The organism is Mesorhizobium sp. CAU 1741 (assembly GCF_039839275.1).
Lineage (GTDB): Bacteria > Pseudomonadota > Alphaproteobacteria > Rhizobiales > Rhizobiaceae > Aerobium.
In genome coordinates, this window is the sequence record NZ_JBDOQP010000006.1 from 118653 (window position 1) to 143666 (window position 25014).

27 protein-coding genes and 3 pseudogenes are annotated in these 25014 nt (G+C 60.4%); 14 read left to right on the forward strand and 16 right to left on the reverse strand.

What is annotated here, in order from left to right:
* Positions 1-68 precede the first annotated feature (68 nt).
* A complete protein-coding gene (locus AAFN84_RS21455; protein WP_347516747.1) occupies positions 69-794 on the forward strand; it encodes a response regulator in 726 nt (241 codons plus the stop codon).
* On the forward strand, positions 791-2218 hold the full coding sequence (locus tag AAFN84_RS21460) for an ATP-binding protein (protein WP_347516748.1): 1428 nt from the start codon (positions 791-793) through the stop codon (positions 2216-2218). The genes AAFN84_RS21455 and AAFN84_RS21460 overlap by 4 nt, the downstream gene beginning before the upstream one ends.
* 398 nt (positions 2219-2616) lie before the next feature.
* Here the strand turns inward: AAFN84_RS21460 and AAFN84_RS21465 are convergent, their stop codons facing one another.
* Entirely contained in the window at positions 2617-3900 is a 1284-nt protein-coding gene (locus AAFN84_RS21465) for an ATP-binding protein (RefSeq protein ID WP_347516749.1), read from the reverse strand.
* Positions 3901-4441: 541 nt separating this feature from the next.
* On the reverse strand, positions 4442-5344 hold the full coding sequence (locus AAFN84_RS21470) for an AraC family transcriptional regulator (protein WP_347516750.1): 903 nt from the start codon (positions 5342-5344) through the stop codon (positions 4442-4444).
* Between the two features lie 17 nt (positions 5345-5361).
* Between AAFN84_RS21470 and AAFN84_RS21475 the strand changes: the two genes are divergently transcribed.
* From AAFN84_RS21475 to AAFN84_RS21490, 4 genes are all read left to right on the forward strand, one after another.
* A complete protein-coding gene (locus AAFN84_RS21475; protein WP_347516934.1) occupies positions 5362-6150 on the forward strand; it encodes a glutathione S-transferase family protein in 789 nt (262 codons plus the stop codon).
* Between the two features lie 200 nt (positions 6151-6350).
* Positions 6351-7241, forward strand: a complete 891-nt coding sequence (locus AAFN84_RS21480) for an SDR family NAD(P)-dependent oxidoreductase (protein ID WP_347516751.1) — start codon at positions 6351-6353, stop codon at positions 7239-7241.
* Complete coding sequence (locus AAFN84_RS21485) at positions 7238-7792, forward strand: helix-turn-helix domain-containing protein (RefSeq protein WP_347516752.1); 555 nt, start codon at positions 7238-7240, stop codon at positions 7790-7792. The genes AAFN84_RS21480 and AAFN84_RS21485 overlap by 4 nt, the downstream gene beginning before the upstream one ends.
* Positions 7793-8324: 532 nt before the next feature.
* Positions 8325-9572, forward strand: a complete 1248-nt coding sequence (locus AAFN84_RS21490) for a sensor domain-containing diguanylate cyclase (RefSeq protein ID WP_347516753.1) — start codon at positions 8325-8327, stop codon at positions 9570-9572.
* 234 nt (positions 9573-9806) lie between these two features.
* Here the strand turns inward: AAFN84_RS21490 and AAFN84_RS21495 are convergent, their stop codons facing one another.
* From AAFN84_RS21495 to AAFN84_RS21520, 6 genes and pseudogenes are all read right to left on the reverse strand, one after another.
* Positions 9807-10454, reverse strand: coding sequence for a glutathione S-transferase family protein (locus AAFN84_RS21495; RefSeq protein ID WP_347516754.1), 648 nt, complete (start codon positions 10452-10454; stop codon positions 9807-9809).
* A gap of 125 nt (positions 10455-10579) precedes the next feature.
* Positions 10580-11275, reverse strand: coding sequence for a DUF899 family protein (locus AAFN84_RS21500; RefSeq protein WP_347516755.1), 696 nt, complete (start codon positions 11273-11275; stop codon positions 10580-10582).
* A 705-nt stretch (positions 11276-11980) separates the two neighbouring features.
* A complete protein-coding gene (locus AAFN84_RS21505; protein WP_347516756.1) occupies positions 11981-12949 on the reverse strand; it encodes a quinone oxidoreductase in 969 nt (322 codons plus the stop codon).
* A 51-nt stretch (positions 12950-13000) separates the two neighbouring features.
* On the reverse strand, positions 13001-13567 hold the full coding sequence (locus AAFN84_RS21510) for a TetR/AcrR family transcriptional regulator (protein WP_347516757.1): 567 nt from the start codon (positions 13565-13567) through the stop codon (positions 13001-13003).
* A gap of 230 nt (positions 13568-13797) precedes the next feature.
* Positions 13798-14039, reverse strand: a pseudogene (locus tag AAFN84_RS21515) (tyrosine-type recombinase/integrase); the annotation flags it as partial.
* A 25-nt stretch (positions 14040-14064) separates the two neighbouring features.
* A pseudogene (locus AAFN84_RS21520) lies at positions 14065-14187 on the reverse strand (IS91 family transposase); the annotation flags it as partial.
* A gap of 129 nt (positions 14188-14316) precedes the next feature.
* Here AAFN84_RS21520 and AAFN84_RS21525 point away from each other — a divergent pair.
* Genes AAFN84_RS21525 through AAFN84_RS21535 form a run of 3 tightly spaced genes read left to right on the forward strand, consistent with a single transcriptional unit; the run spans position 14317 to position 15863 of the window.
* A complete protein-coding gene (locus AAFN84_RS21525; RefSeq protein ID WP_347516935.1) occupies positions 14317-14883 on the forward strand; it encodes a hypothetical protein in 567 nt (188 codons plus the stop codon).
* The gene (locus tag AAFN84_RS21530; RefSeq protein ID WP_347516758.1) at positions 14880-15581 is read left to right on the forward strand and encodes a hypothetical protein; all 702 of its coding nucleotides are present in this window, start codon (positions 14880-14882) and stop codon (positions 15579-15581) included. Before AAFN84_RS21525 ends, AAFN84_RS21530 begins: the two co-directional genes overlap by 4 nt.
* A complete protein-coding gene (locus AAFN84_RS21535; protein WP_347516947.1) occupies positions 15582-15863 on the forward strand; it encodes a hypothetical protein in 282 nt (93 codons plus the stop codon). It begins immediately after the preceding gene.
* On the opposite strand, the pseudogene AAFN84_RS21540 reads toward AAFN84_RS21535, so the two are convergent.
* The 5 genes and pseudogenes from AAFN84_RS21540 to AAFN84_RS21560 form a co-directional block, all read right to left on the reverse strand.
* Positions 15771-15971: pseudogene (locus AAFN84_RS21540) on the reverse strand (segregation and condensation protein B); the annotation flags it as partial. The gene AAFN84_RS21535 and the pseudogene AAFN84_RS21540 sit on opposite strands and share 93 nt — an antisense overlap.
* A gap of 2 nt (positions 15972-15973) precedes the next feature.
* Entirely contained in the window at positions 15974-16426 is a 453-nt protein-coding gene (locus AAFN84_RS21545) for a DUF1403 family protein (protein WP_347516759.1), read from the reverse strand.
* Positions 16336-16896, reverse strand: a complete 561-nt coding sequence (locus AAFN84_RS21550; protein ID WP_347516760.1) for a DUF1403 family protein — start codon at positions 16894-16896, stop codon at positions 16336-16338. Before AAFN84_RS21550 ends, AAFN84_RS21545 begins: the two co-directional genes overlap by 91 nt.
* Before the next feature lie 266 nt (positions 16897-17162).
* Positions 17163-17690, reverse strand: coding sequence for a GNAT family N-acetyltransferase (locus tag AAFN84_RS21555; protein WP_347516762.1), 528 nt, complete (start codon positions 17688-17690; stop codon positions 17163-17165).
* On the reverse strand, positions 17687-17965 hold the full coding sequence (locus AAFN84_RS21560; RefSeq protein ID WP_347516764.1) for a DUF1778 domain-containing protein: 279 nt from the start codon (positions 17963-17965) through the stop codon (positions 17687-17689). Before AAFN84_RS21560 ends, AAFN84_RS21555 begins: the two co-directional genes overlap by 4 nt.
* 100 nt (positions 17966-18065) lie before the next feature.
* Between AAFN84_RS21560 and AAFN84_RS21565 the strand changes: the two genes are divergently transcribed.
* Complete coding sequence (locus tag AAFN84_RS21565) at positions 18066-18284, forward strand: hypothetical protein (RefSeq protein WP_347516765.1); 219 nt, start codon at positions 18066-18068, stop codon at positions 18282-18284.
* Positions 18285-18553: 269 nt separating this feature from the next.
* Entirely contained in the window at positions 18554-18715 is a 162-nt protein-coding gene (locus AAFN84_RS21570; protein WP_347516767.1) for a Thivi_2564 family membrane protein, read from the forward strand.
* Positions 18716-19107: 392 nt separating this feature from the next.
* Here the strand turns inward: AAFN84_RS21570 and repC are convergent, their stop codons facing one another.
* From repC to repA, 3 genes are all read right to left on the reverse strand, one after another.
* A complete protein-coding gene (gene repC, locus AAFN84_RS21575) occupies positions 19108-20418 on the reverse strand; it encodes a plasmid replication protein RepC (RefSeq protein ID WP_347516768.1) in 1311 nt (436 codons plus the stop codon).
* Positions 20419-20667: 249 nt separating this feature from the next.
* Positions 20668-21702, reverse strand: a complete 1035-nt coding sequence (gene repB / locus AAFN84_RS21580) for a plasmid partitioning protein RepB (protein WP_347516769.1) — start codon at positions 21700-21702, stop codon at positions 20668-20670.
* On the reverse strand, positions 21699-22913 hold the full coding sequence (gene repA / locus AAFN84_RS21585) for a plasmid partitioning protein RepA (RefSeq protein WP_347516770.1): 1215 nt from the start codon (positions 22911-22913) through the stop codon (positions 21699-21701). Before repA ends, repB begins: the two co-directional genes overlap by 4 nt.
* A 482-nt stretch (positions 22914-23395) precedes the next feature.
* Here repA and trbB point away from each other — a divergent pair, with 482 nt between their 5' ends.
* Genes trbB through AAFN84_RS21600 form a run of 3 tightly spaced genes read left to right on the forward strand, consistent with a single transcriptional unit; the run spans position 23396 to position 25014 of the window.
* Positions 23396-24367: a P-type conjugative transfer ATPase TrbB gene (gene trbB / locus AAFN84_RS21590; protein ID WP_347516771.1), complete on the forward strand. Its 972-nt coding sequence runs from the start codon at positions 23396-23398 to the stop codon at positions 24365-24367.
* The gene (locus AAFN84_RS21595; protein ID WP_347516772.1) at positions 24354-24722 is read left to right on the forward strand and encodes a TrbC/VirB2 family protein; all 369 of its coding nucleotides are present in this window, start codon (positions 24354-24356) and stop codon (positions 24720-24722) included. Before trbB ends, AAFN84_RS21595 begins: the two co-directional genes overlap by 14 nt.
* The gene (locus AAFN84_RS21600; RefSeq protein ID WP_347516773.1) at positions 24715-25014 is read left to right on the forward strand and encodes a conjugal transfer protein TrbD; all 300 of its coding nucleotides are present in this window, start codon (positions 24715-24717) and stop codon (positions 25012-25014) included. Before AAFN84_RS21595 ends, AAFN84_RS21600 begins: the two co-directional genes overlap by 8 nt.

Below are 25014 nucleotides of genomic sequence, written 5' to 3' on the forward strand. Positions count from 1 at the left end.
CACTTTCGTCCGCGCGGGCACGCAAGCACGACGCTATAAGGGACTGTGTTTCAGCCTCAGGACCCGTCATGGAGCATGTGCCCCACATCGCCGTCGTCGACGATCATCGCGAAATCCGCGATCTCGTGGCCAAATATTTACAGCAGCAGGGCTACCGCGTCTCGACCGCGGAAAACGGCACCGCGCTGCGGCGGCTTGTCGATCGGGGCGCTCCCGACCTTGTCGTGCTCGACATCATGATGCCGGGCGAAGACGGGCTGACGCTTTGCCGCGAACTGCGTGCGCGCTCAGGAACTGCCATCCCGATCATCTTCCTGACCGCACGTGCGGAGGAGACCGATCGTGTCATCGGCCTTGAACTCGGCGCGGACGATTATCTGGTCAAGCCGTTCTCCTCTCGCGAGCTTCTGGCGCGCATCAAGGCGGTCCTGCGGCGCGTCAACAGCCTGCCGCCACAGCGCGCAGCGCGAAGGGCGGGCTCCGTCCGCTTCGAACGCTGGGTGCTCAGCCTCGCGCGCCGGGAGTTGCAGAGCAATGACGGGGTTGGCGTCCCGCTGTCCACCGCCGAATTTCGGCTGCTGAAGGTCTTCGTGGATCACCCCGGCATGATCCTCAGCCGTGACCAGCTGCTTGACCTCACCGTGGGCCGGGAAGCCGATCCCTTCGACCGGTCGATTGACAACCAGATCAGCAGGCTGCGCCGCAAGGTCGAGCTCGACCCGAAGAACCCCACCATCATCCAGACCCACCGCGGCGGCGGATACTCGTTCATGCCGGAGGTCCACGCGGAATGAGGTCGCTCCTTGCGCTTTGGCAGAAGAGCCTCATGGCGCAGCTTCTGTCCTGGATGCTCGTCGCGCTGTTTGCGTCCCAGGCGATCAGCCTCGCGATCCTGTGGGACTATCTGCAGGCCGATCTGCGAGCAGCCGCGCGCGCCGAAATCAGCAGCCGCGCGGCTGCCGTGTCACGGCTCGTCGAGACGGTACCGCCGGATCTGCGCCAGGATCTCATCCGCATCAGCAGCACCGAGTCATCGCGTTTCTGGGTGTCCGACGCGAGCCCCGTGACCCTTGAGACCTGGGTCCGGCAAGCCTTCGGTCAGTTCGAAATCCCGCTGGCCGAGCTGCTGGCTGCGGCCGGCGGATCGAGCGCTGCAGGCCTTCCGGAGGAGAGCCATCTTCCGGCCGGGGCGGATCAGCAATACTTCCTCTCCGGCGCGACATGGACGATGCCTGCGCACGACCACAGCGAGCTCCCGATCCTGGCACAGCATCTCGACTTCGCCAAGATGAACGGCGCTGGCGTACTCGTTCCCTTGGGCGACGGCCGGGTTCTCAACGCCGCCTACTACAAGACGATTTCGCCGTCGATCTGGCGCACCCATTTGCCACTGTCGCTGACGCTGGCGGCGATCATCGTCGCGCTCGCCGGGTTCCTGACGGTTCGCCGGATCGCAAGCCCGCTGCGCCGGTTGATCGAGGCAGCCGACACGCTCGGCCGCGGCGAGGCCGTATCGCCCCTGCTGGAACGCGGACCCGAGGACATCCGTCGCACGACGGTCGCCTTCAATCGCATGCAGGAGCGGATCCACCGTTTCGTCGCCGACCAGACGAGGATGCTCGCCGCCATCGGCCACGATCTGCGCACGCCCCTGACGACCTTGCGGCTGCGCGCCGAGCTCGTCGAGGACAGCGAGCTCCAGGCGCGAATGCTCGACACGATCGACGAGATTCAGGTGATGACCGACTCCGCGCTCGCGCTCGCGCGGCAGGAGGCCAGCACCGAGCCGACCCGCACGATCGACCTGACCGCGCTCGTGGAAAGCGTATGCGACGACCTCGCCGACATCGGCCAGCCGGTGCGCTTCAGGCCGAGCGCGCGCATCACCTATCGCTGCCGCCCGGACGCGCTGAGGCGGGTGATCCGCAACCTCATCGAGAACGCCGTACGTTATGCGGGCGGCGCCGACGTCAGCCTCGTCACTGAGGCGTCGAGCGTAAGGGTCCTCGTCGAGGATGATGGGCCGGGAATTCCGATCGACAGCGTCGAGGACGTGTTCGCGCCCTTCTTCCGTCTCGAAGGCTCGCGATCGCGTGAAACCGGCGGCAGCGGCCTCGGCCTCTCCATCGCCCGCGCCATCGCCCGCCAGCACGGCGGCGATATCATCCTGTTGCCCCGCGCACCGGGGCTTAGCGCGGCGGTAGTGCTGCCAAGTTGACGAATTGTCCGTGGCTACGTAGCCGCTATGGGCCCGATACCGGATGGTCAGGTTTTGGGCGCCGCGGGCCAAATAGCTGCCGTTTAACTCGGACTGACCTAGTCGACGGCTCCCGACCCCCAAGTCGATCTTTCAGGCTGGGCTGTTGAGCGCCCTAGACCTGCCGTTGATACAGCACCTGCTTCCGGCTCAAGCGAACCCGATTGCGGATAGTCCGGTTCATCGCGCGAAGTCTGATCATGCCGGCCATTCGCAACAAACAGGGTTGGCATCGCTCCCAGCCCCTAACTGATATGCGGAATACATTGGGCGTTTTGTGAGCGTTCTGGGAGACGAAGAACGCTCAGTTCTGGCAGAGCGCGTTGGTGCGACATTAGAAACAACCCACTACCAACGTCCTATTCAGCGGCAAATGACCAGAACGACGATAGTGGCAGGGCGAATAGCTTTGAGCCGAATGTCAAAGGTCTATCTCCCAGGTAGATGACGATGCCGATGACGTTCCAGGCGCTCCCGGGGCCGTCGGTTCGGAACCATTGCAAGTGGCGGAAATCATTCAAGTCGACGTTCGATGATGCCTTCATCTCGAAGCCGACTATGGTTCTGTTGGTTTCCGCGAGAATATCGATCTCTCGCCCACGTTGGTGGCGCCAATGATAAAGACGCCAGTGACTCTGCTGATGAGGCAAAGATTTCAACAATTCGTTGTGCACGAAGGTTTCAAGCACTCCACCGAGCGCTGCCGGATTGGCATCGGCAAGAAAGCTCTCAGAAGTCAGGTTCCGTAGTGCCGCGACGATTCCTGTGTCTACGAGGTGAACCTTCGGCTGTCGGATATCGCGTCCGGCCTCGCCAGAAGTCCAGGCTGGGAGCCTCGACATCAACGATAGCTTGGTGAGCACGTCCAGATAGGTCTCGATTGTAGGGCGCTGAACACCGATGATGCTCCCCATTTCCTGGACATTGAGTTCGTTTGCGGTTCGAGCGGCAATCTGGTCAATCAGGCGGCGCATCGCATCGGACTTCCGTACCTTAATGAGATCGGCAACATCCCTTTCAACAATGGTGTCCACATAGTCACGGTAGCGACGTTGTCGGCTACGGTCCGGCAGGTTACGGATTTCAGGGTAGCCGCCCGCCAGAAGCTCCTGAATATAACCGTTCCTCGAGACGGGTTCTGGTTTCGGTAAGTCCCTAAGTGACGGTTCGGGAGTGCGGCTTGCCCAGTCAAGGATTCTCGCCGGACCCTTGCGTTGGACTTCGGCGCCGCTCAGCGGCAGCAGCGTCAATGTCTGGACCCGTCCCGCGAGGGAATCAGCAACATGTGCGTTCGTGAACACATTGGATGATCCAGTTAGGATGAACTGCCCCATCCTTCGCCGTTCATCGACTATCCGCTTGATCGCGAGGGCGAGGCGCTTGGATCGCTGCGCCTCATCGATGATAAGCGGAACGTCATCCGCTTCAGACACGAGCGCTTCGATTTGTCCGGACGGATCGGCCTCGATCGCTGCAAGCACGTTCTCGTCGTCCAACGTAATGAACCTCCCGACATCAAGGAGCTCCCGAACCAGGGTCGTCTTGCCGACCTGTCGAGGGCCGATGATGTTGACCACCCTCGTCGAACGGAGGGAATCCAGCAGTTCGGCGCGCAGGTGTCTTGGCAGCAGAGTGTCTTCCATCGAATCTGACCTCGACGTGTTAGATCGCTGGGCGAACTGATAACAGGAAGTTGGGGAAATGTATAGTAACGAATTGGGGAAATGTATAATTGACATCCGGGGAAATGTCTATTCGCTCTAGGCCGAACCCCAACGGACGTGCCCTGCTGGCGCAAGTTCCGCCCTCGGATAGTCGATGCGTCCGCCATTCCGTAGGGTCAGCGAGGCCGGACTAGGCGTAAAGGTTCTGGTGACAGCTGCTACCGGATGGCGCAGGTTCTCCCATTGCAGCCATTCTTGCTTTAGACGCTGCCGGCCTAAAAGTGAGACCTGCTCGGGGTGGAAAAAGGACACCTCCAACAGCCGCATGGTTCGGGCTTTCCTGCCCACGCCGGAGAAGGGCGCAGGGCAGTTGGTCTTGGCTCGCCGAGGGTATGCCCGGCGTCGATTGGCTCTCCGGGAACTATTTCGAAACTACAGGCCTGCTCGCAGGAATAATCCGCGGGCCCTTGATGGTGAACTTGCCCGGCAAGTCTGGGATCGGTCTGCGCAGTTGCTCGATCTATAGCGACGAACCGCCAGCGGCATAATATGCCGGTGGTATTCCAGAATAGCGAGAAAACGCGACGCTGAAGGTGCTCGCCGAGCCGTAGCCTACGCGTTCTGCGACTTGGGCGACGCTTGTTTTTTTCCCGCGCAGCAGGTCTTTCGCCAATGCCATGCGCCAGCTCAAGAGGTATTCCATCGGCGTGACTCCCACCTCGCGGCGGAACCGATCGAAGAAGGATGAGCGCGAGAGCGCCGCCGTCCTGGCGAGCTCCAGAACTGTCCAGCTTTTCTCCGGGTGCTCGTGGAGCCTCCGCAGCGCTATGGCCAGACGCTCATCGCAAAGCCCGCGCAAAAGGCCGGGTGGAGAAGCTCGCCCCGCAGTCAAGCGCAGCGCCTCGATGAGCAGAACCTCAAGCAGGCGGGCCAAGACAACGTCGCGACCCGGGCGGTCCGACCGTGTCTCGTCATTCACAAGTTCAACCAGCGCCATAAGCCGCCGATCGTCGCGAACATGGACGAGTTGGGGCAGGAGTGACACCAGAAGGGTGGCATCGTCCGATCCGAAGGAGCAGTGCCCCACGAGCATCCTGACGTCGGGGCGATCGTTGGGACTGCCCAGACGGAATATCCCCGGGTCCATCTCCACCATCTCCGGTTCGGCCTCAATCGGCGGGGGCACCAGGCTCGAGGTCACGAAATCATAAGCTGCGGGCACCAGGACAAAGTCGCCACTTCGGAGCGTGATCGTCGCTCGCCCTTCGATCGACAGGCGGCACGCGCCGTCCAGCACGGCGCAGTAAAATGGGAGCCCGTCATCCAAACGGCGCACGGCCCAGACCCCAGCCCCGATAACGAGCTTGGACACGGAAGTGTTTGGCTGAAGAAGCCCAACAACTTGGGTCAGCGGATCAGACATTTGGACTTACGCCAATGATGTGTGGATCCTGGATTGTAGCAGGTCCAAATTGGTGCGGCTATCCTTCTTATATCCCCTGGCGGTCGCCGCCGTGGCCGTACTGCCGGGGGCATCAAGAATTCAGGAGAACCGCTTTGATTTTATATGACGCAAAACAGCCAGGTCCGAACCCAGCCGTCGTTCGGCTTTTCGTCCATGAGCGCCACGGGCTTCGGTTCGACGTGGAGTTGATAGATCTTGCTGGCCTTGAGAACAGAAAACCGGCCTATCGGAATACCATCAATGCTCGGGGGGAGGTGCCGGCACTTCGCCTCGATGATGGCCGCATCATAACTGAAGTTACGGCGATCTGCGGCTATTTCGACGAGATCGCAGAAGGCGGCCGCCGATTGTTCGGTGACACGCCGGAGGGCCGCGCGGAAATTCATATGTGGACCCGGCGGGCCTATCTCGAAGTCGTTCTGCCTTTCGTGACGTGGTGGCGCGGTACCGACGCGGCCGAGGAGGCTTATCGGGGGCACCGCGTCCTAATGCCTGAGGCCAAACGCTCGCACCGTCTGCTTGCTGACCGTGGCCTCAACCAGTTCGATGACGATCTCCAAGGCAAGAGCTTCATCGTTGGCGAGGAGCTCACCATGGCCGACGTCATGCTGTACGGCTTCATGGGGACAAACATGGCGACTGGGGAAATCCCATGGCTCAACGTACCCCAACGCCCCAACATCGCGGCTTGGTTCGACCGCATGGCGACAAGAGCGTCTGGCGAGCAAATGATGTCGCCCTTGCCGGCGCGTGTCGCAAACTAGTTTGGCAGTAGGCGATGGCTCATTCGATGTTGAAGCTGCCCGCACCCGGCTCGCACCGCATGCAGTGATCGACGGGTAATCAGGAGTCTATTCGAGCCAAGAGCATCCATTTGACAAAATGACCAAATATGTGTTTCTAGTCATATGGTCATTTTCTGTTATATGGTGGTTTGATGGTTTCCAGAGTTGGCTGCACGGTAATGACGGGCGCAACATCCGGGCTTGGCCTGCTGGCTGCCCGCAAAATCGCAGCGCAGAGCGACATCTCCCTCGTCGGCAAACGCGGGGTGGGAGCCGCTCTCGTAGGAGAGGCCCTGCCTCTGGATCTCGCAAACCTCGACTCCGTTCGACGGTTTTGCAGCCTGGCCCTCGAGAAATGCACCAAGACGGGGATAGACTTGCTGGTGCTTAATGCAGGCGGCAATTTTCCGTTGGAAAAGACTGGCGACGGATTCGAGACAAACTTCGCAGTGAACCACCTTGCGCATTACCTGATCATCCGGATGCTCTGGCCCGCGATGAACTTGGGTGCGCGCATCGTCGTGACGACAAGCGGCACGCATGATCCGGAAGAGGGCGCTGCCGTCCCGGCTCCCAAACATGCGGACGCTTATCGTTTGGCTTATCCCGAAACGGACAACGAACTGGACGAGAAGGTGTCCACAGCAGCAGGCCGGGCCTATGCAGCAGCCAAATTGTGCAATCTGTTGACCGCTCAGGCGCTGATGGGGAATTCCGCGGTGCGCGCGAAGCGCGTCAAGGTGGTAGCCTACTCACCGGGGCCGACGCCAGGCACCGGGCTGCTCGGAGGGCGTGGAGTGGTCCTTGGCCTTGCGTTCCGTTATGTCCTGCCGCTTGTGGCGAAGTTGTCTCCAGCGCTGCACACGCCAGAACTGGCAGGATCGACGCTTGCAGATGTCGCAATTGGCGAGATCGAGCCGCCCGATAATCAGGTTTACGTGCTGCTGAAAAGGGGCAAGGTCACCTTTCCGGCCCCATCCGTGCTTGCTCGGGACAAACCTGCCATCGCTCACATGTGGCGTGACAGTGCAAAGATGCTGGGCCTTGAAGAGGGATTGGAACAGGGATGAACGAGGAGGTCAGGGCAGAGACAGCCGACACCCGACGAACGGCGAAGATATTGGACGCTGCGACTCGCCTATACTTGGCCTATGGGGCCCGCCGGACATCGATGGATGATATCGCGATCGAGGCAGGAATGGCTAAGGGGAGCCTCTATCTGTCCTTCAAGTCGAAGGAAGAGCTTTTCCATGCCCTCATCGAACACCTGCTGCGTCAGTGGCTGGCTTCCGCGCGAAGTCATATGGCAAAAGCCACCAGTACTACCGAGACACTCGTCGCCTATCTCGACGTGGCGGTCGGAGAGCCGGCCCGACTTCTTGGATCAACCCCACACGCGGTCGATCTCCTCGAAGCAAAAGGACGGCTTGCCGGAGAGTTGCTATCCAACTATCGACGCGATGTCGCGCATGACCTGTCCCTGCTGCTCGCCGGTCAACCTTCAATGCAGCCCCTTGTGTTAGAGGCGGCCTATGGCTGTCGCGAAACAGGCGATATGGCTTCGGATGCCTACCGGCAGCGTCTCAGCCGGCATATTGCTGTGCTTCTCGAACCCAGATAGCGATAAGGTCGTGCCTACGCCCCCGTAGTCCAAGCAATAGGGGGGCTCGCCGCCCGTGTCTATTTCGTCCTGTACGACGGGAAGTTCGCCAGAGTGCAATCCTGTACCCAAGAACGGCCATCCAACACGAGCCGGTCTCGGCCCGCGGCAAGAAGGCGGTGTCTGCTTTAAGAAAAACGCCAGTTTTGATCGAATGGCTGGAATGAGGCGTGTTAGCTACATCGCCTGATGTCCGGTTTCGTGCCTAAATCGCTGTAGGTCCACCAGTCCGCAACCCACCCCGATCGAGACCTATACGAATCCTTTGACCGTCCATCCTGGGAAGGATTCATTCTGGCAGGTCAGCGGCCGTCTGCTGACTGTCCGGTCTTGGGAATCAAGCAAGGCATAGCTGCCGTTGTTTGTAACCCGCCGAGCCGGCTCACTCCTGGTCGGCCACGCAGCAGGCACCAGGTGCTCCACTGTTGTAAGAAATCCTTAACATTCCCACCGCAACCGTTAATGCAAAGAGTAGCAGCCGAGCTTGCACGTAATGACCAAGCCAACACAGATCTCCTGGAAAGAAGCTCCTGTGGCGAACCAGCAAGAAGCGGGTCGCCTGTCAGCTCTCGATCGACTCGACTTGCTCGACACACCGCGCGATGAGGCTTTCGCCCGCATCGTCAGGCTCATTCAGAACATCTTCAATGTGCCGTTAGGATTGGTGTCGCTGATGGACGGCCACCGGCAGTGGCACATGGCGTGTCCCAGCGGCATGGACGGCGAGGCGGAACGGAAGGACACATTCTGTCAGTATCCCGTTGCCACCGGTCAATCACTCGTCATCCGTGACGCAAGCCAAGATCCGCTGTTTGCTCACAACCCTCATGTCCTGGCAGATAACGGCATCCGCTTCTACGCGGGGGTCCCGCTCAGGACGCGGGACGGGCACACCATCGGCACCGTCTGCGCGGTTGGACCAGAACCTCGCCAGTTCGACGCTCGCGAACTTCAAATCCTGACCGATCTCGCCGACATGGCGATGGGTGAGATCGAACTGCGCCAGCAAGCGGGCACAGATGTCCTGACCGGATTGCTTTCCCGGCGGGAATTCAAGGAGCGTGCATCTCACGCGATCATGCTGGGGCTACGCCACAAATATCCGGTGTCATGTGCGGTGATTGATGTTGACCATTTTAAGCTAGTCAACGACACACACGGCCACGCTGTTGGCGACGAGGTCCTGCGGGAGATTGCAGGCGTATGTCAACGAGAGCTGCGGGCTACGGATGTTCTTGGTCGGCTTGGCGGCGAAGAGTTTGCCGCGATATTGCCTCACACAAGCCTTGCAGACGCCGTCGAAGCTGCCGAGAAGCTGCGGAAGGCAGTCAAGCTTATCCGAGTAGAATCGGAAAATGTCATCATCAAAGTCACGGCCAGCATCGGGCTCGCTGGCATGGACAGCGTGGCCGAAGATCTCGACATGTTGTTGGCACGAGCTGACAAAGCACTTTACGAGGCAAAGGATCAGGGTCGCGATCGCTGCGTAAGCTTCCGCACTGCGGTTGTGGCCGGACCACGCCGACGAGTCTTGAAGGGGGGACGCATCATTTTCAACAATCGATTCTCGGCGATCGATTGTACGCTCCGCTCACTTGGTGACGAAGGTGCAGAAATTGATGTGTGGAATCCCCACGATATTCCCGAAAAATTCACGCTCATCATCGCGCCCGAGAATGTTGAGAGGTCATGCCTGGTCGTCGGCCGAACTGACAAACGTATTGAGGTTCAATTCACTTGACTGCCCATGGCCGCTTGACCCGTAAAAGTCTCCAAAGCTCGTTTTGATGCAATGTCAGGGCGGATTGCTTGGGATCGGTGCATTGCCTACGACGCGATCGGGGCCGAAGAACGAACCCGCTCGCGCGGGAGGGTTCGTTCAACGGCCCCTTTTACGACATTGGGCGCGCAGGACGGAAGGTTCGAAAGTGGCTGTGCCGCTTGGAGCGGTTCGCACGACGACCGACCCTCTCGATTAGTCGTAGCGTCGCTCGAAAAAGGCCTTCTGCGCTGCGAAGGCGCGTTGGAAGGCCGGTCTCGCCTTTCCCCGCTCGACATAGGCGGAAAGGTTTGCATGAAGCTCAATCAGGCTCGAATCTTCCAACCGGCGCAAGATCTGGACCATTAGGATGTCAGCAGCCGAGAAGTCGCCAACAAGCCAATCGGCCTCGCCAAGGGCGCGTGCGAGCTCGCCGAGGCGGTCAGCGATGCGATCCTCGACGATCGCAAGACGCTCCTCGTGCCACGGCTCGTCACCTTCGAGGTAAATCGCGCTCTCGCGCTGCACGACGACCGGCTCGATCGAACCGACGGCCGCGAACATCCAAGCCACCACCCGTGCTCGGCCGCTCGCGTCGTCAGGTAGAAGGCCGCTGCCGGCCTCAGCGATGTGCAGGACAATGGCGCCTGACTCAAACAGCACCAGTTCGCCCTCCTCGAAGACGGGAATCTGCCCGAACGGCTGGCGAGCGAGGTGAGCTTCCGCTTTCATCTCGACAAAGGTGACGGGCATGACCTCGTAACGTTGACCGACCTCCTCCATCGCCCAGCGCACGGGCATATCCCGCGCGAGGCCCCGGCCCTCGTCCGGAGAGGCAGCGAACACCGTGATCACAGGATGCATGCGGAACCTCCTCGAACCGATTGCGGTTCAGTCCTGGTCGAACCTTTCTCGCCACCTAGAGCCCGCCGGAGCGATCGATAAATGCGAACTGAATTCTTCGCTGGGCGGGATGGCGCGTCTGGTCTTTAGTCGTCGAGCCGTGGATACCAGTCGGTGCCGCGCCCCTCGGGCGTGGTGTCGAGGAGCACCCAGAGCGGGTTCATGTCGGGCGCGTTGTGGGGATCTTGGCCGGGATCGGCGATCTGGCCTCCGCCTTCGGCCGCGTAGAATAGGCGGATTGTGCCGTCGCCCTCACGCCTAAACACGAGGTAACCGGGCTTGTCGGCGTCGCGCTCGCCGTTGTAGTCGGCCCAGAAGTCGCCGGTAGGATCGGAGTAGAACTTCAAGCCCGTCCAGTTCCGCGTCTTGGCGTAGTCGAGGATGCGACTGATCGGCGAACGGGCGATGACCGCCAGCGCGGTGCGCTTTTCGATGTGGCGAGCCTCCCCGTCCCAGGCGTCGAGCTGCGCAGAGCACATCGGACAGCCGTTGGTCCGTTGCGGGCCGTACATCATGCAGTAGACGATCAGCGTGTCGTGGATTCCGAAGAGTTCGGAGAGTTGAACCGAGCCCTCCGCGCCGTTGAAGCAATAATCCTGCGGAACCTCCCCGCCCGGAGGCAGCGCGCGGCGCTGCTCTGCAACACGCCCAAGATGACGACGTAGTTCGATCTCCTCAGCGAGGAGGGCCGTGCGCGCCGCGCGGTACTCCGGGCTCTCGTTCGGCCAGTGCGCCGGCTCCAGCGAGGCGAGTTCGGCTGCTGGCCTGAGCTCTACAATCATAACTTGGCTCCCTGATCTCGTAGCTTTGACCGACGGTGAGAATGCTGCCCGCCCAGCTAAATGAGGCAGACCGTTTCGAGGTTCCCTTCAAACCCGCTCCGAGAAGGTCGCCATGGTAGCTTCAGCAGGGGCTACTTGAAACGACTGACTGCCTACCACCACAATTTCGTCTTTCGCGGCGACCCGGTGTCGTGCTGGCCGGTAGTGATCTTCCTCGACAGAAATGGGGCCGTCTGCTGCCTGTCCGGTTTTGGGAAACGCTCGGCGGCAAGCTGCCGTTCTGCGGCTGCCCCCTCAGCCAGAGTTTGCCCAGTCAGCCTGCGACGCCATTGTCGCCGTAGGGAGTGCTGCCTTCGACGCCCGAAACTTGCCATTCGTTGCCTTCCGCAAAACGGTAGAGTCGGAGTCGGCAGTTGTTTGACAGCTTCCCCTTCGCATTCGAGCGACAGCGACCAGGGCTTAGCTTCGTTTCACCAACGGCGCGACCAAGCCTCCGCGTACCGTCGGCCTGGACGGCCTTGCCAAGGGCGTCCGCTACAGGACATGGCCGCCATCGATGGTAATCCTGTCGCAAGCCCCGGTTCTGGACTCGCTAAGACAACCGCGATCTCCTCCTGCCGCCCCATGCTACCGATAGGCAGGGTATCTCGCGATGGATCGGCGAACCGATCCATCGCATGCCGCTGAAGATGGTTGTGACCTTGCTCATGGGATGAGCAGTAGCTTGCCCGATGTCTTGCGGCCTTCCATATCGATGTGCGCTTGCGCCGCCTCTGGTAACGGATACTCACCGCCGGCTTCAATCCTGAGGCGGCCTTCCAAGATCCAGTCGAACAACTGCTTCGAATGTTTGCGGAGGAGTTCCGGTGTGTGGATATGATCGAAGAAAACCGCGTAGCCAATCCTGATGCTTCGGGGCAGGCTCATGATATCGAGCGGCCCGGGGCCACCCAGGACGGGGCCATACCAGCAGAAGGTGCCAGATCGCCGCAGCACATCAAGGGAGCCTTGGAAGGTCGCCGGCCCCGAACCGTCATAGACCACGTCCACGCCCCTTCCATCAGTGAGGCGCAGCGCTTCCTCCGCGAAACGGCCATCGGTATCGACGATCACATGATCGGCACCGGCCTTCGTCGCGATGAGTGCCTTCTCTCGCGACGATACGCGTCCGATGACATGACCGCCACGCAGCTTGATGATCTGCGTCAGCAAGAGGCCGAGGCCGCCCGCGGCGGCATGAACGAAGGCAATTTCGCCCGTCTGCAAGGGATAGAAGTCGGTTGCGAAATGGCTGGCGGTCAGGCCCTGCATCATCACCGACGCAGCGGTGCGGTCATCAATTCCGTCAGGTATTGGCACGAGCGATGTCGCGGGGATCGCGATCCGCTCGGCATAGCTGCCCGGTGCGTATGCCCAGGCAACGCGCTGCCCCGGCACAAAATCTTCGATCCCGACTGCAACTGAAACCACGCGGCCGGCACCCTCGACGCCAAGTATCTTGGGGTTGGGCACTTCGGTCCAGGCGCCGCCTCGCCGTACACCGATATCCATGAAGTTGACGCCTGCTACGGACACGTCGATCAGCACCTCGCCCGGTCCTGGGACCGGGTCGAGCAGTTTCACGACCTCCATCATCTCCGGTCCCCCAGTTCCATTCATTACCACGGCTCGCATGTTCAATCCTTTCTTGAACGATCATTCCATTATAACGCAAAAAAAATGGGCTCAGCGCAGCGCCCGCATGGCCATCTCGCCAAGGTCGCGCAGTTGCTGGGGCCGGGCGCCGCCACGAGCGGCGATGCGGATGCCGGCGAAGCTTGCAATGAAGAAGGTCGCTATCGCATCCGGGTCGAGTGCATCGGCGATGTCGCCCTGCGCCTGCGCAGCCCGCACTTGCTCAATCATTGCTCCGCGCAGATCCCGGTCGGCCGCCAAATTGATCTCCGTCAGCTCCGACTGCGAGCAACCAAACTCGGCGATCGAGCCGACGCCCAGACAAGGTGTCGCCGCATCGCTGACGACGCGCTCGATCATGGCTCTGATGCCGTCGATGGGCCGTCGGCCGGACTTCAGCGCTGTTCGATGTGCCTGCTTCTCGGCTGTCGCGTATCGCCGCAGCGCCCCCTTGTAGAGTTCCCACTTGTCGCCGAACGTATCGTAAAGGCTCTGTCGCCCGATCCCCATCGCATCGACGAGCATTTGTGCCGACGTGCCTTCATAGCCATGCTCACGGAATACGCCCATCGCGCCGTCAATGGCCGTATCGATATCGAAGGTTTTTGGTCTCGGCATACCCGCCTACTTAGCAATTACGGAACGATCGTTCAAGTATGTTGGGGAGGCGGCCTAAATTGCCCTGATGGGATGCGTTGCAATCAAATTTGGGCGCTCCGGCATCGTTGGGGGTCCCAACGTCAGCGCCTAAAAGCGGACTGACAGGAATCCACCCCATGATGGTCGGAGCAACCCGGTATGCCGCGAGTCAAAAGCAGCCATCCACGCTGCGTTGGATGGCCTTCACGTCAGATCTCGGTTCTCTCGGCCAAGAGGAGCGCGTCCTCCACGTCGACGCCAAGATAGCGCACCGTGTTCTCGATCTTGGAGTGACCGAGCAAGATCTGGATGCGCGGATGTTGCCAGTCGCCCTGTAAATCATCGAGGCCGTCGTGCGTCGGAGCGAGTGAGTGCCATACTCCTCCGGACGCAGTCCAATCGCGGTCACCCATTCGTCGACCAGACGCGCGTATTGCCTCGTGCTCATGTGGCGGGTGTGATCATGCCATGCCGGGTCATGGGTCAGTCTCCCGGTTCGTCGCTGATGCCTGCGGCGGTCCGCGCGGCTGCCCCCAGCGTTCGAACACTTCAATGACGATCATGCGTCCGCCGCAGCAAGGGCATGGCGGGCGGAGGTTGGCGTCAGCGAGTCCATGAGAGGCGCTGCATGGCCTACAGCGTATCCCTCTGTCTCATGCCTTGACTTTCAGTTTGCGCTGCGGTCTTAAGGTGTCCTCTGTCCGAGGACAAAGGACACCGACATGATGATGAAAAGCCAGGACGTAGTAATCCTGCTGAAGCTGGCTACCTTGGAGGATGCCGAGCAGGATTCCGGGTCCATCCTGCGACCCCGCGAACCCGAAAGCGGCGAAGATCCCTATTCCGTTCGTGGTCTAGAGGCTGCGCTTGGCATCAGCAAGACTGAAGTCAGCGCATCGATCAAACGCAGCCTCGCTTCGGGTATCGCGATCAAGGACCGAAAATCGGGACGCCCCAAGCCGAATAGGCGCCAGTTGCGTGAATTCATCGCTCACGGCCTGAAGTTTGTTTATCCCGCACGACCAGGACCCATGCAGCGCGGCATGCCCACCGCTTTCGCAGCGCAGGTGCTTCGTGGATCGCTCCACAGCGCCGGCAGTTTGATCAACGTATGGCCTTACGCCCGCGGCGAGGAAATGGGGCAGTCGGTCGAACCGCTCTTCAAGACCGTGCCAGAGGCGGCCGAACGGGACGAGCGTCTTTACGCATATCTCGCCCTCGTCGATGCCATTCGTCTGGGCAATCAACGGGAAGCCAATTTGGCTTCGGACATGTTGAAGGAGAGGTTGGGGTGACGGTGCAGGGCCAACTCAAGAATATGCTGAAGACCGTCGCGGTGGCCCTCGGCGATGACCTCCGCGCGCGCCTGGTGTTTGTCGGCGGTTGTACAACAGCGCTCTACATCACCGATCCCGTCACGCTCGAAGGGGTCAGGGCCACGGACGACGTCGACCTGATCGTCGATCTTGCGGGATTTGCCGAGTGGGCAGAACTGCTGGATCAGTTGCGCAAGCGCGGCTTTACTGAATCGGCCGAAGACAACGTCATTTGCCGCATGAAGCTTGGCGAGCTCAAAGTCGACTTCATGCCGGACGATGAAAAGATCCTCGGCTTCAGCAACCGGTGGTATGGCAAGGGTATAGAGACCGCCGTCCAGACGGAACTGGAAGATTCGCTCCCCATTCGCCACCTCACGCCACCATTGTTTGTCGCCACCAAGCTCGAGGCATGTCGTGGGCGGGGTGGTGGGGATCTGATCGGCAGCCGGGACGCCGAAGACATTCTCCTACTGGGAGACGGCAGAGAGGCGCTTGTCCAGGAAGTCGCCGAGGCTGAGACCGACATCCGAACCTATATTGCCGAACAGATAACTGATCTGCTCGAGGACCAGAGCTTCGATCACTTCCTCGAGGGCAACATCCGGGGACCCGCGGGCCGTGCCGACATTGTCTACGAGCGACTATTGGCGCTCACCCGGTCGGGCGCTGACTGAATGCCCTTCGACGTCCGGTGGGACTGCCAGCAGGGCACCAGAACGGCTGACAACCGCGACCATGCCGGCATTGGCATTCGTGGCGATTCATTTCTGGCAATCGTGCTCGATGGATCGACGCGCGGCGCGACCAGCGGACTTTTTGCTCAGGAAACCGCGCGCCGTCTCATCGACTGGTTCGTGACCGGAGCGGATGTCATCGATGAGGAGATCGATACTGGCATCGCGCCCTACGATGCGGGCAAGGGCCGGGCGCTCAACTGGCTGCGGCGCGGCAAATAGCACGGCCTCGCTGCGGTTCATCCATTCGCGCCAGCGGGCTTCCGGCGGCAGCTCGGCGAGCTCAGGGTCGAAGCCAAGGCTCTGAGATTGTTTCGCGCGGCGGGCCATTGTCACAACCCGTAGAGCCGGAAGGTGGGCCGCCCGCTGAGCTCGCGCACCACGCCCAGTTCCTGCAGCCGCTCGAACAGCCGCCGTGCACCGCGCGCCGACAATTTGGCACTTGACCATGACGCCGGGAGCGCGTCGTCGTCGAGCAGCAGCTTCACCACCTCGGCCGAGCCCTTGGCGCGCAGCCTCGGCGCCACCGCGCGAAGCTGATCGGCGCGCCGGCCGAGGTCGGCGCCGAGATCACAGGCCTCCGCGGCCGCTTGCGCATAGGCGACCAGCACCGCCCTGCCCCAACCTTCACCTCCCGGCCGAATGCGTCGGCGCGGCTCACCCACTTTGAAGCAGGCGGCGTTCACCTGCCCCATCAGCAAGGGTACGGGTATGGGCCAACGAAGTTTTTGCGCCAGCACCGCATCAGCCAGCCAAAATGCCATGAGTTCGGCATCCGGCCGCACCCGGTAAAGCTCGGCGGCGACTTCGGCGGCGGCGGCGGCGAGGACGCCAGATCCTCGGCGTTGCGGACGACATCGGCGAGCGCCTCGTCCCATTTCACGTCGAGCAACTCAGCGATGTGTCGAACGAGCTCTTCGTCGAGCGTGGTCGAGCGGCTGGCGAGGCGACGCCAGGCCAGCAGGACCTTTCCTGCGGGACCTGAATCATCGCCGGCAGCGCGAAACAGATGCGCATCGCGCAGCGCAGACTCTTCTTCCGTTCGACCTAACAGGCGTGTCGCAGAGGCGGCTGATTTCAGCGCGAGCCGCTGCCGCCAGACGTCGCCCCAGGCCGGTGCGCTGCGTACCAGATTGTCCAAGGAATTCAAGGCTGCGCGGGCGACATAGCCAGCGTCGACATCTCGCAGAACGTCGCCACGCGGCCGCGCCCAGACCGGTACCTTTGGCACCGGCGACGGAACGATCTCGGGCAAATCAGCGGCGGATTTCATGATCGCAAGCTAACAGTTCGGGGCGCTTTATGCTATCGTATGGGCCATTAAACCGCACCGCCCGTCGCGCCGCTATCACGAATGATAATGTTGCATTATCGGTCTTAACTCACGCGCCCCACGAATCCGCCTCTCAGGCCGAGCAGACGATGGAAAACCAGGCTGACAGGAGCTCCGCTCAACCACAGGAACGAGTGTCAGGTGTCGACCAGATCGTGCAGGCGGGCTCGGTCGACCCCTGGCGCACGTCAGAGATAACCATTGACCCTCAGAACCGCAGCGAAAGTCGCCAACGGCACCACCAGCGTCAACGGAGGATCGGCAAGCGGTTCGGCGCCGAAGCCGGCATACCAGGTCGCCGCCCGCTCGCTTTTGGCATCGATGATTATCAGCACGCCCCCAACATCCTCCGAAACACGAATGCAGCGCAACGCAGCGGCGAGCAGAAGCTGCCCGCCAAGCCCCCTGCCCGCTACGGTCCTATCGACGGCGAGCCTCGCCAGCAGAAAGCCCGGCACGTTGTGGCGCGCCGAGCCCTTTGCCATCGCCTGGGGGACAGCATCATGCGCGACCGATGCCGGCGCGATGCTGTAGTACCCGAGGATCCTGTTCGGGGCATCATCGGAAACCGCGCAGAAGGTCTTGACCGCCCCCTGCTCGTGCCCCTGACGCGCGAAACGCTGCAGGAAGATGTTCAGTTCAGCAGCACCGCAGTCGAAGGCCTTTCGGTCGTGAGCCTTGGCGATCGCCTCCTCGTGCCACGCCGGAAGCGTCACAGGTTCTTTGGAAGCGCGGCGGCGGCGGCACGCAGCCGTGCATTGGGCTTGGGCGGATTGTCAAGAAGCTGGAGAATGCGTTCAACGTCGCGCTCGGAGGCGTTCACGACGTCGGCTTCGGCAATCACCGCCTCGGCTTCGCGTAAGGCAGTCTGGGTCACAAAACTGGTCAGGTCTGTGTGGCGCAGGGCCGCCGCGCGCATCAAGCGCGCTTTCACCTCCGGCTTAACCCGGATGTTCATCCTGTCGGTATCATCAAGCGCTGCGCGGGCCATGTTCAGTCTCGTACCTCTTGCACACTGGAAAGATACGCCGGTTTGGTGGCAGGTTCAATACCATGCGCATTCAATACGTACAGATCGGGCCGGAGAGTTGATGGATCCCGATGAAGACCTTCGCGATGTCATCGACGTTGTGATGGAGATGGGGTGGAAGACCGGTCACGCTGAAAAAAGCCCCCTCCCCTCTCCGGGAGCCGAAACTCCGACAAATGGCGACCGCCTGTCGGCGCATCTGCATGCGCTGGCGGGTCGTGCACGCTATGCCGGCATTTTCAATAATCGGAGACCTTTCCTCGCTTCGCCGGCCCCATGAGAGTGTCCACAATATCATCGAGCGATTGCCTCGCGTCCGTGAGAACAGAGGGATGTCTCTTTGTTGCCTCACGACGTCCGTAAGGCATTTGAACCACCGTGCCGTTTGACACTGTAGTAGATGGTAATTTCAGCCGCTGCTTATGCTGCCCCCACCCCCTGCTCACCGGAATGACGAACGCAACGCCTCCCGTCGGGGCCCTCGTGAACACCGGAACCTTTTCACGCTCACTCGATTGAGGTGGTTCGTATCAATAAGGGCGATATCCAATGAGCATTCTGATCAGTCTTCTCGTCACCGTTCTCGTACTCTTTCTTGTGCTCTATCTGATCCGGATGCTGCCAATTGATGGGCGTGCAAAGCAGATCGCGCAGGTGATCGTGATCATCATCGGCATCATTTCGCTGCTGCGCTATCTTGCCGTCTTTTAAGGAGACCGCAGCTTCCAATCGTGGAAGGCTTTGGCAGGCCTGCCAGCAGGTCGTAAGCTTGCTGAGATCTTCCCTCTCAGATCTGTATCGTGCCGGCTCGTCACGATACAGATGAGGCGGCCTTCCGATCGCCAGTGTTGATTGCCATGGGGAGCAAATCAGCACCAAATATGGTCATCTCAATCAATTTCGGCTCTCGCTTGCCGCCTCGTCGCTGAACAGCGTCCTCGCCTGCTTCATGAACGATGGTGTCTCGGCGATGATCTGCATCGTGCTTCCTGTAACCGACGGGTTAAAGTGCGCCATTGGTAGGTTAAGTCTTTGGCCGACCTCCCGAGGCGGCCACTTCAGGCAAAGCAAGTTGCCGCTCCCCAACTCCCAAACTCCTTGACTCATGACGATCTCGGCTTGCTCAGGGATCGAAGAAGAGCTTCCGAGACCTCAAGCCGCCCTTCCCCGCTGCCGCTTGACGGTTCGTGGTCGGCCTTCTCTACCGATTTGTCAGCGTCCAGCTTGGCGCGCAGCAGTGCCATGATCATTGGCCAGGTCGAGAATTTGCCGGCTCTCGCCTTCTCGGTCAGGCTGCGCAGGTATCCACCAGCGTTGTTGATCTGGTCTGATCGTTGATAGATCGCGCCGAGGGCAATCGCCGCATGTCGCGCGCCCATGACCTCGCAGGCGTCTCCCCAGGCGCTGGGGCTGATCGACAGCATCGGTCGCGCCAGTTCCGCGGCGGACAGAAGGTCACGCCAGTGGCGGATTTCGCCGCCTTGGGCCATTTCTCGCAGGTTCGGGCAAGCGTCTAGCACAATTCCCAAAGGCAACTCCCGCTGCGGCAAGCTCCGTACGTTATCGGGGTCCGGGGCGCTGCCACTCGCTTCTTTTCTGTTTTCGGTGCGATTAGATTCATAATTGGAGTCTGTTTTTGAATTCTGTATGTGACGCCCGGAATGGGACTCATTGCCGCTAGGATTCTGAGATTTCACAAAGGATTCCAATACCTCGCGGATCTCGTCACTCAGGTCCTGAAGGTCTGCACAGACGCGCTCGACGATTTGCCTGGGTGCCGTTCTCGGAAGTCGCAACACTATCAATTGATAGGTCTGCTGCACCCTGGCCCAGTTCGCTGGAACCCCTTCCTCGAGACCTGCCTCGATCATCTTGACGATGTCCCGTCGCAACAACGTCAGGCGTTCTTTTGCAACGCGAAATGCCTTTTTCTCAGCACGAATGGCATCTGCCATCGCCTCGAATTCTTTGGCTCGTGCAACGATCGGAGCCAGGTCAAAGCCATATGCCTGTTCAACGACGCCTCCAGTGCCTTTTCGAGCGAAGCGCTTTCCGTTTGGGCTGTCTCGACGAACGACCAAACCGCACTCGACCAGCACCGCCAGATGTCGACGCAGCGTTGATGCCGGCATGCCATTCGCACGGGCCGAAAGTTGTTCGTTGGATGGCCATACGACCAATGTTCCGCTGGCAGTCAGTTCTGTGTCACGGTGAAAGGAGAGCAGGGCATTGAGGATCGCCAAGGAGCGATCGGTCGCACCCAGCAAGTCCTTGGCTTCTCGAATATGCCTGAAAGCATCCCATTTGTTGACCGCTGCCCCTGCGGGAATGGCCTTGGCTGTCACTTGGTTCGCAATTTGGGCGAGCGTCAACGCCCGCTTCCCAAACGGCGTGGTCGTGATGTGCGTCTGCATTGTCCTTCACCTATCGCTAGGCAAAAGAAATCCGTCCGCCGAACTGACATCAGTCGTCGATTGGTCTTGACTGTGATTCTCGGAAGTGCGATTCTCTGGTTACCACACGCAGAGAAGGGCTTCCGGATGACATTTCGGGGGCCTTTTTCTTTTGCTGTTTGTCTTGCGATCCTCTCTCAGTTGAAACGTTAGAACGAACGGACGATGCCGCCCTCACCGAAAAACCTTGTCAGCTGACAAGGTTTTTGCTCAGCTGCCGCTCTCTTCCGCCTTGAAAAAACGGCTAACAAGCGAGGGCAACTCGCGCTCCAGAAAATCAGCGAACTGTGGGCCGCTGTCGCTCGGTAGCGCAATTTTCACGACGCCTTTAGAATAGGCCACGGTGCCAAACTCACGACCACCTGGCGTCAGGAGCTTGGTCGGCACGGGCTTGATCGCCGTCTCATCCTTGAGCGAGCTCAACACTTTCCGGAAACGGACATCAGATGCGAGCGCCAAAACCTTGTCGTCTGACAAGGTTTGACGGAGCGCTGCCTCCGCACCGGGTCGCCCTGAAAGCATGGAGGCCAACTCAAGCCACCGCGGCCGACCAATCGCGGGCGCACGTCCGATCACCGCGATGACGTCACGCGGTACTGCTCGACACACGCTGCGCATCTTTGCCAGTTCCGCATCGTCAATGGAAAGAGCGGCTCGAATGTCTTTCGTCTTGATACCGGCGCCGTCCATGGTTGCGACAAAGAGGGCACGCTCTATCCAGCTGAGATCCTGCCTTTGCCCATTTTCGATGCCCTGGGCAACGACAAGCTCAGAATCGTCCAAATCAACGACCACTGCCTTGACTGCGCGCCCCAGCTGCTTTGCCGCGCGCCAGCGGCGGTGCCCATAGACGACCTGATAGAGCCCGTCGCGTTGGGGATGACGTCTGACCTGAATAGGAACCTTCTGACCATTCTCTTCGAACGATCGCATAAACTCCGCGAATTCTGCTTCTGATTCATCCGCAAGCCGATCAGGAAACGGCGACGGCTCAATTGCGTCCGGCGAAAGCTCGATACTGCCCCCGGCTTCGACGATCGATTGCAACCGGTCGCGCTGTTCGATGAGCTCGCTCAAGGAGCGCTGCGTCGCACCGATGACCCCCGCGCCAACGCGCCCCGATGGTTTCAGTGCAGAAGCAGATTCACGTTTTTCGGATTCAGAGCTTTTGCTACCCGCGGCGTCCTTCACGTCAGCGAAAGCGCCGAAATTTGCCAAGATGGATTTGCCGGACCGCCTGTTCACGCGCGCCCCCAACTGGCTGTGACAAGAGACAGGATGCGTTCATTGACCGCATCGATGGATTCTCGCGCGCGTTTGGCTGTTGCCGCCGCGATGTTTCCAGATTCGAGCTCGTACAGCGTGCGTTTTGCCAGACCAGCAGTCTCGACCGCTGCACTCTCTATCGCGGTGGGGACCAGAACGTCCTCCCCAAAAAGATGACGCAGCATCGAAACGACATGCACCTGCGATTGATCATTGGGATCATGCCGCGTGACGACGTACTGCAAGAAATCCTGATGGAGGATGGCTCCCGCGTCCCTGATCACCGAAATCAGGTCCCCCATCATCAAGAGGAACTGGTTCATCGACATCACGTCGAGCATAGCTGGATGGACGGTCACCAGCAGGCCTGTTGCCGCATAGATGGCGCCGAGCGTCAGGAACCCCAGTGATGGAGGGGTGTCGAGGATGACCACATCATAATCATCTTCCACCTCCGCAATCACGCGTCGCAGCCGCTCAAAGAAGATGTCCTGCGTTCCAGCCTTTCGTTCTGCCAGAAGGCGAGGGGTTTCGTGCTCGTATTCCATCACCTCGATATTGCCGGGTATCAGGTCGATACCGGTGAAGTAGGTGGGACGAATGATCTCCTTGATAGGCCTTCGATCCTCATCGTATCGAAGGGCCGCGTAGATGGTCTCGTTCTGCTTGACGTCCATCTCGGGCTGGGACCCAAACATTGCTGAAAGCGATGCTTGGGGATCAAGATCAATCGCGAGCACGCGATATCCGTGCAGTGCGAGATAGTGGGCAAGATGCGCGCTTGTTGTCGTCTTCGCGCTTCCGCCCTTGAAGTTCGCAACCGCCAGAATCTGCAGGTGCTCATTGTCGCGACGACGGGGCAGAAAGCGCAATGCCTCCGTGGGCCGTTGCTCCGCGAACAGGTGCCTCAGCTCGTTTATCTGCGCAAGAGTATAGGCGCGGTGGTTATTCTCGAGCCTGGCGGGAACTGGACCCTTGCCTTCATTCGACATGAGTTTGAGCGTCGATTCGGGTATCGACGTCAGCCTGGAGACTTCGTTGGTCATAAAATAGCGGAGTGTCTTCTCGGCATTCGGCGGATACATCTGCTCACGCCGCGCTTGCAGATGATCGGACAGCAGCGCTGCATGCCGAACGATCTTGTCGGCAGGGTCCTCAAAAGTTTGCGTGCTGACCTTTGTCGCTGGCATTGTCGTCCCGATTCTTGTTTGGCGGTATATGGCCGTTCTAGCGGCCTCCGCCCGCCAAGTTTAGGACATAGTTTCCGTGCCGCGTCCAGCCTTTTAAGGTTAACAGACTCTTACGCGGCACGGGAACGCGCCAGCTCTCTTTGCCGCACTAGCCGTGATTCTGCGCTTCATATCAATGGGTTACCATCTCACGCCGTACACGCCCGACGACTTGATTGCCCCGGTCCAAACGCCGGGGTAGCCCTTGTCCTGTACCTCTTGCGCAATGCCGGCAGCCTTTTCGCGAACTCGATTCTGCGCGACTCAGCAATCCGCTCAGCCCCGGCATTTCTCACGGGGTGACCTTCCACATCGCGTCATGATGCTCTCTGCACGGTCACGAAACGAGCGAAACCACGCATGCCGCCGGTATCTACGACAGCAAACACGATTGTCCTGAGCAATTCCGGACCGATGGTCGAAACCGCGACTGTGAATTGCCAATGACCGTATCCCGCTCCCATCCGCGACTTGTCCGTAAACTCGAAGAGGCTCTGGGCGACGCGATCTGCTGTGCACTGGCGGACAACTCAGTTGTCGAGATCATGCTGAACCCGGACGGCAAACTCTTCGTCGAACGGCTGGGACAGGGGATCACCAGCATGGGGGGTCTTCCACCTGGTGCTGCCGAGATCATCATAGGGGTCGTCGCACATGCGCTTCAGACGGAAGCTGATGAGGCCCGACCGATCATTTCGGGCGAACTGCCAATCGGCGGCCACCGCTTTGAAGGCGTGCTACCCCCCGTCGTGAGCGCGCCCAGTTTCACAATCCGCAAGCGGGCGTCACGACTGATACCACTTGCCGATTATGTCACCAGCACGATCATGGGCGCCGATCAGCACGCCCTTGTGTGCCGTGCCATCGAAGCTCGGCTCAACATTGTCGTGTCGGGCGGGACGGGGTCGGGCAAAACGACACTCGCCAATGCGGTGATCGCCGAGATGGTCCGGAGCGCACCAGAGCATCGGCTCGTGATCCTGGAGGACACGGTCGAAATTCAGTGCGCAGCGGAAAACGTCGTCTGCCTGCATACCTCGGATACCGTCGACATGGCGCGGTTGCTCAAATCGACCATGCGTCTGCGCCCCGACCGCATCATCGTCGGCGAAGTGCGTGACGGTGCAGCGTTGACGCTCCTCAAGGCATGGAACACCGGTCACCCAGGCGGCGTCACCACGATCCACGCCAACAGCGCCACCTCCGCGCTGCGTCGCCTCGAGCAACTGACGGCCGAGATAAGCCAGCAGCCCATGCACCACGTGATCGGCGAGGCTGTCGATCTGGTGATCTCCATCGAACGCTCCCCAAAGGGCAGGCGGGTTCGTGAGGTCGTCCATGTCGAGAGCTTTGCCGGCGGACAGTATCAGATCGGGACCCCTTTGGAGGAAAGATCAGTCGATGACGAGCGATAGAACGAGAATGCGCGTGATGGCCCTCATATCCGTCTCCCTGGCAGGAATTCGGCCTGCCGTGGCCTCGGGCGGCGGCGGACTCCCATGGGAAGGGCCATTGCAGCAGATTCAGCAATCGATCACCGGACCGGTGGCAGGGTTCATTGCGCTCGCCGCCGTTGCCGTGGCCGGCGGCATGCTGATTTTCGGCGGCGAGCTCAACGATTTTGCCCGGCGGCTGATGTATGTCGTACTCGTGGCAGGCATCCTGCTCGGCGCGACGCAGATCGTCGGCCTGTTCGGCGCATCTGGCGCTTCAGTCGGCGTTGCCGAACACGCCGGCCTGAGCAGGGTAGCGGAGATGGCCGATGGCTGACGCTGCGCCACCCCTTGCACGCTCGCGCATACATCGCGCGCTTTCACGGCCAAACCATATCCTGGGTGCGGATCGCGAACTTGTCCTGCTAACAGGGCTTGCCACCATCATCTTGATCTTTGTGGTGCTTACCTGGTTCTCTGCACTGTTTGGCCTCACGATATGGATTTCCGTGCTCGCTGCGCTGAGGATGATGGCCAAGGCGGACCCGATGATGCGACAGGTCTATTTGCGTCACATTGGTTACCAGCCCAGCTATCGCCCGACCTCTTCTCCTTGGCGGAGGTCTTGA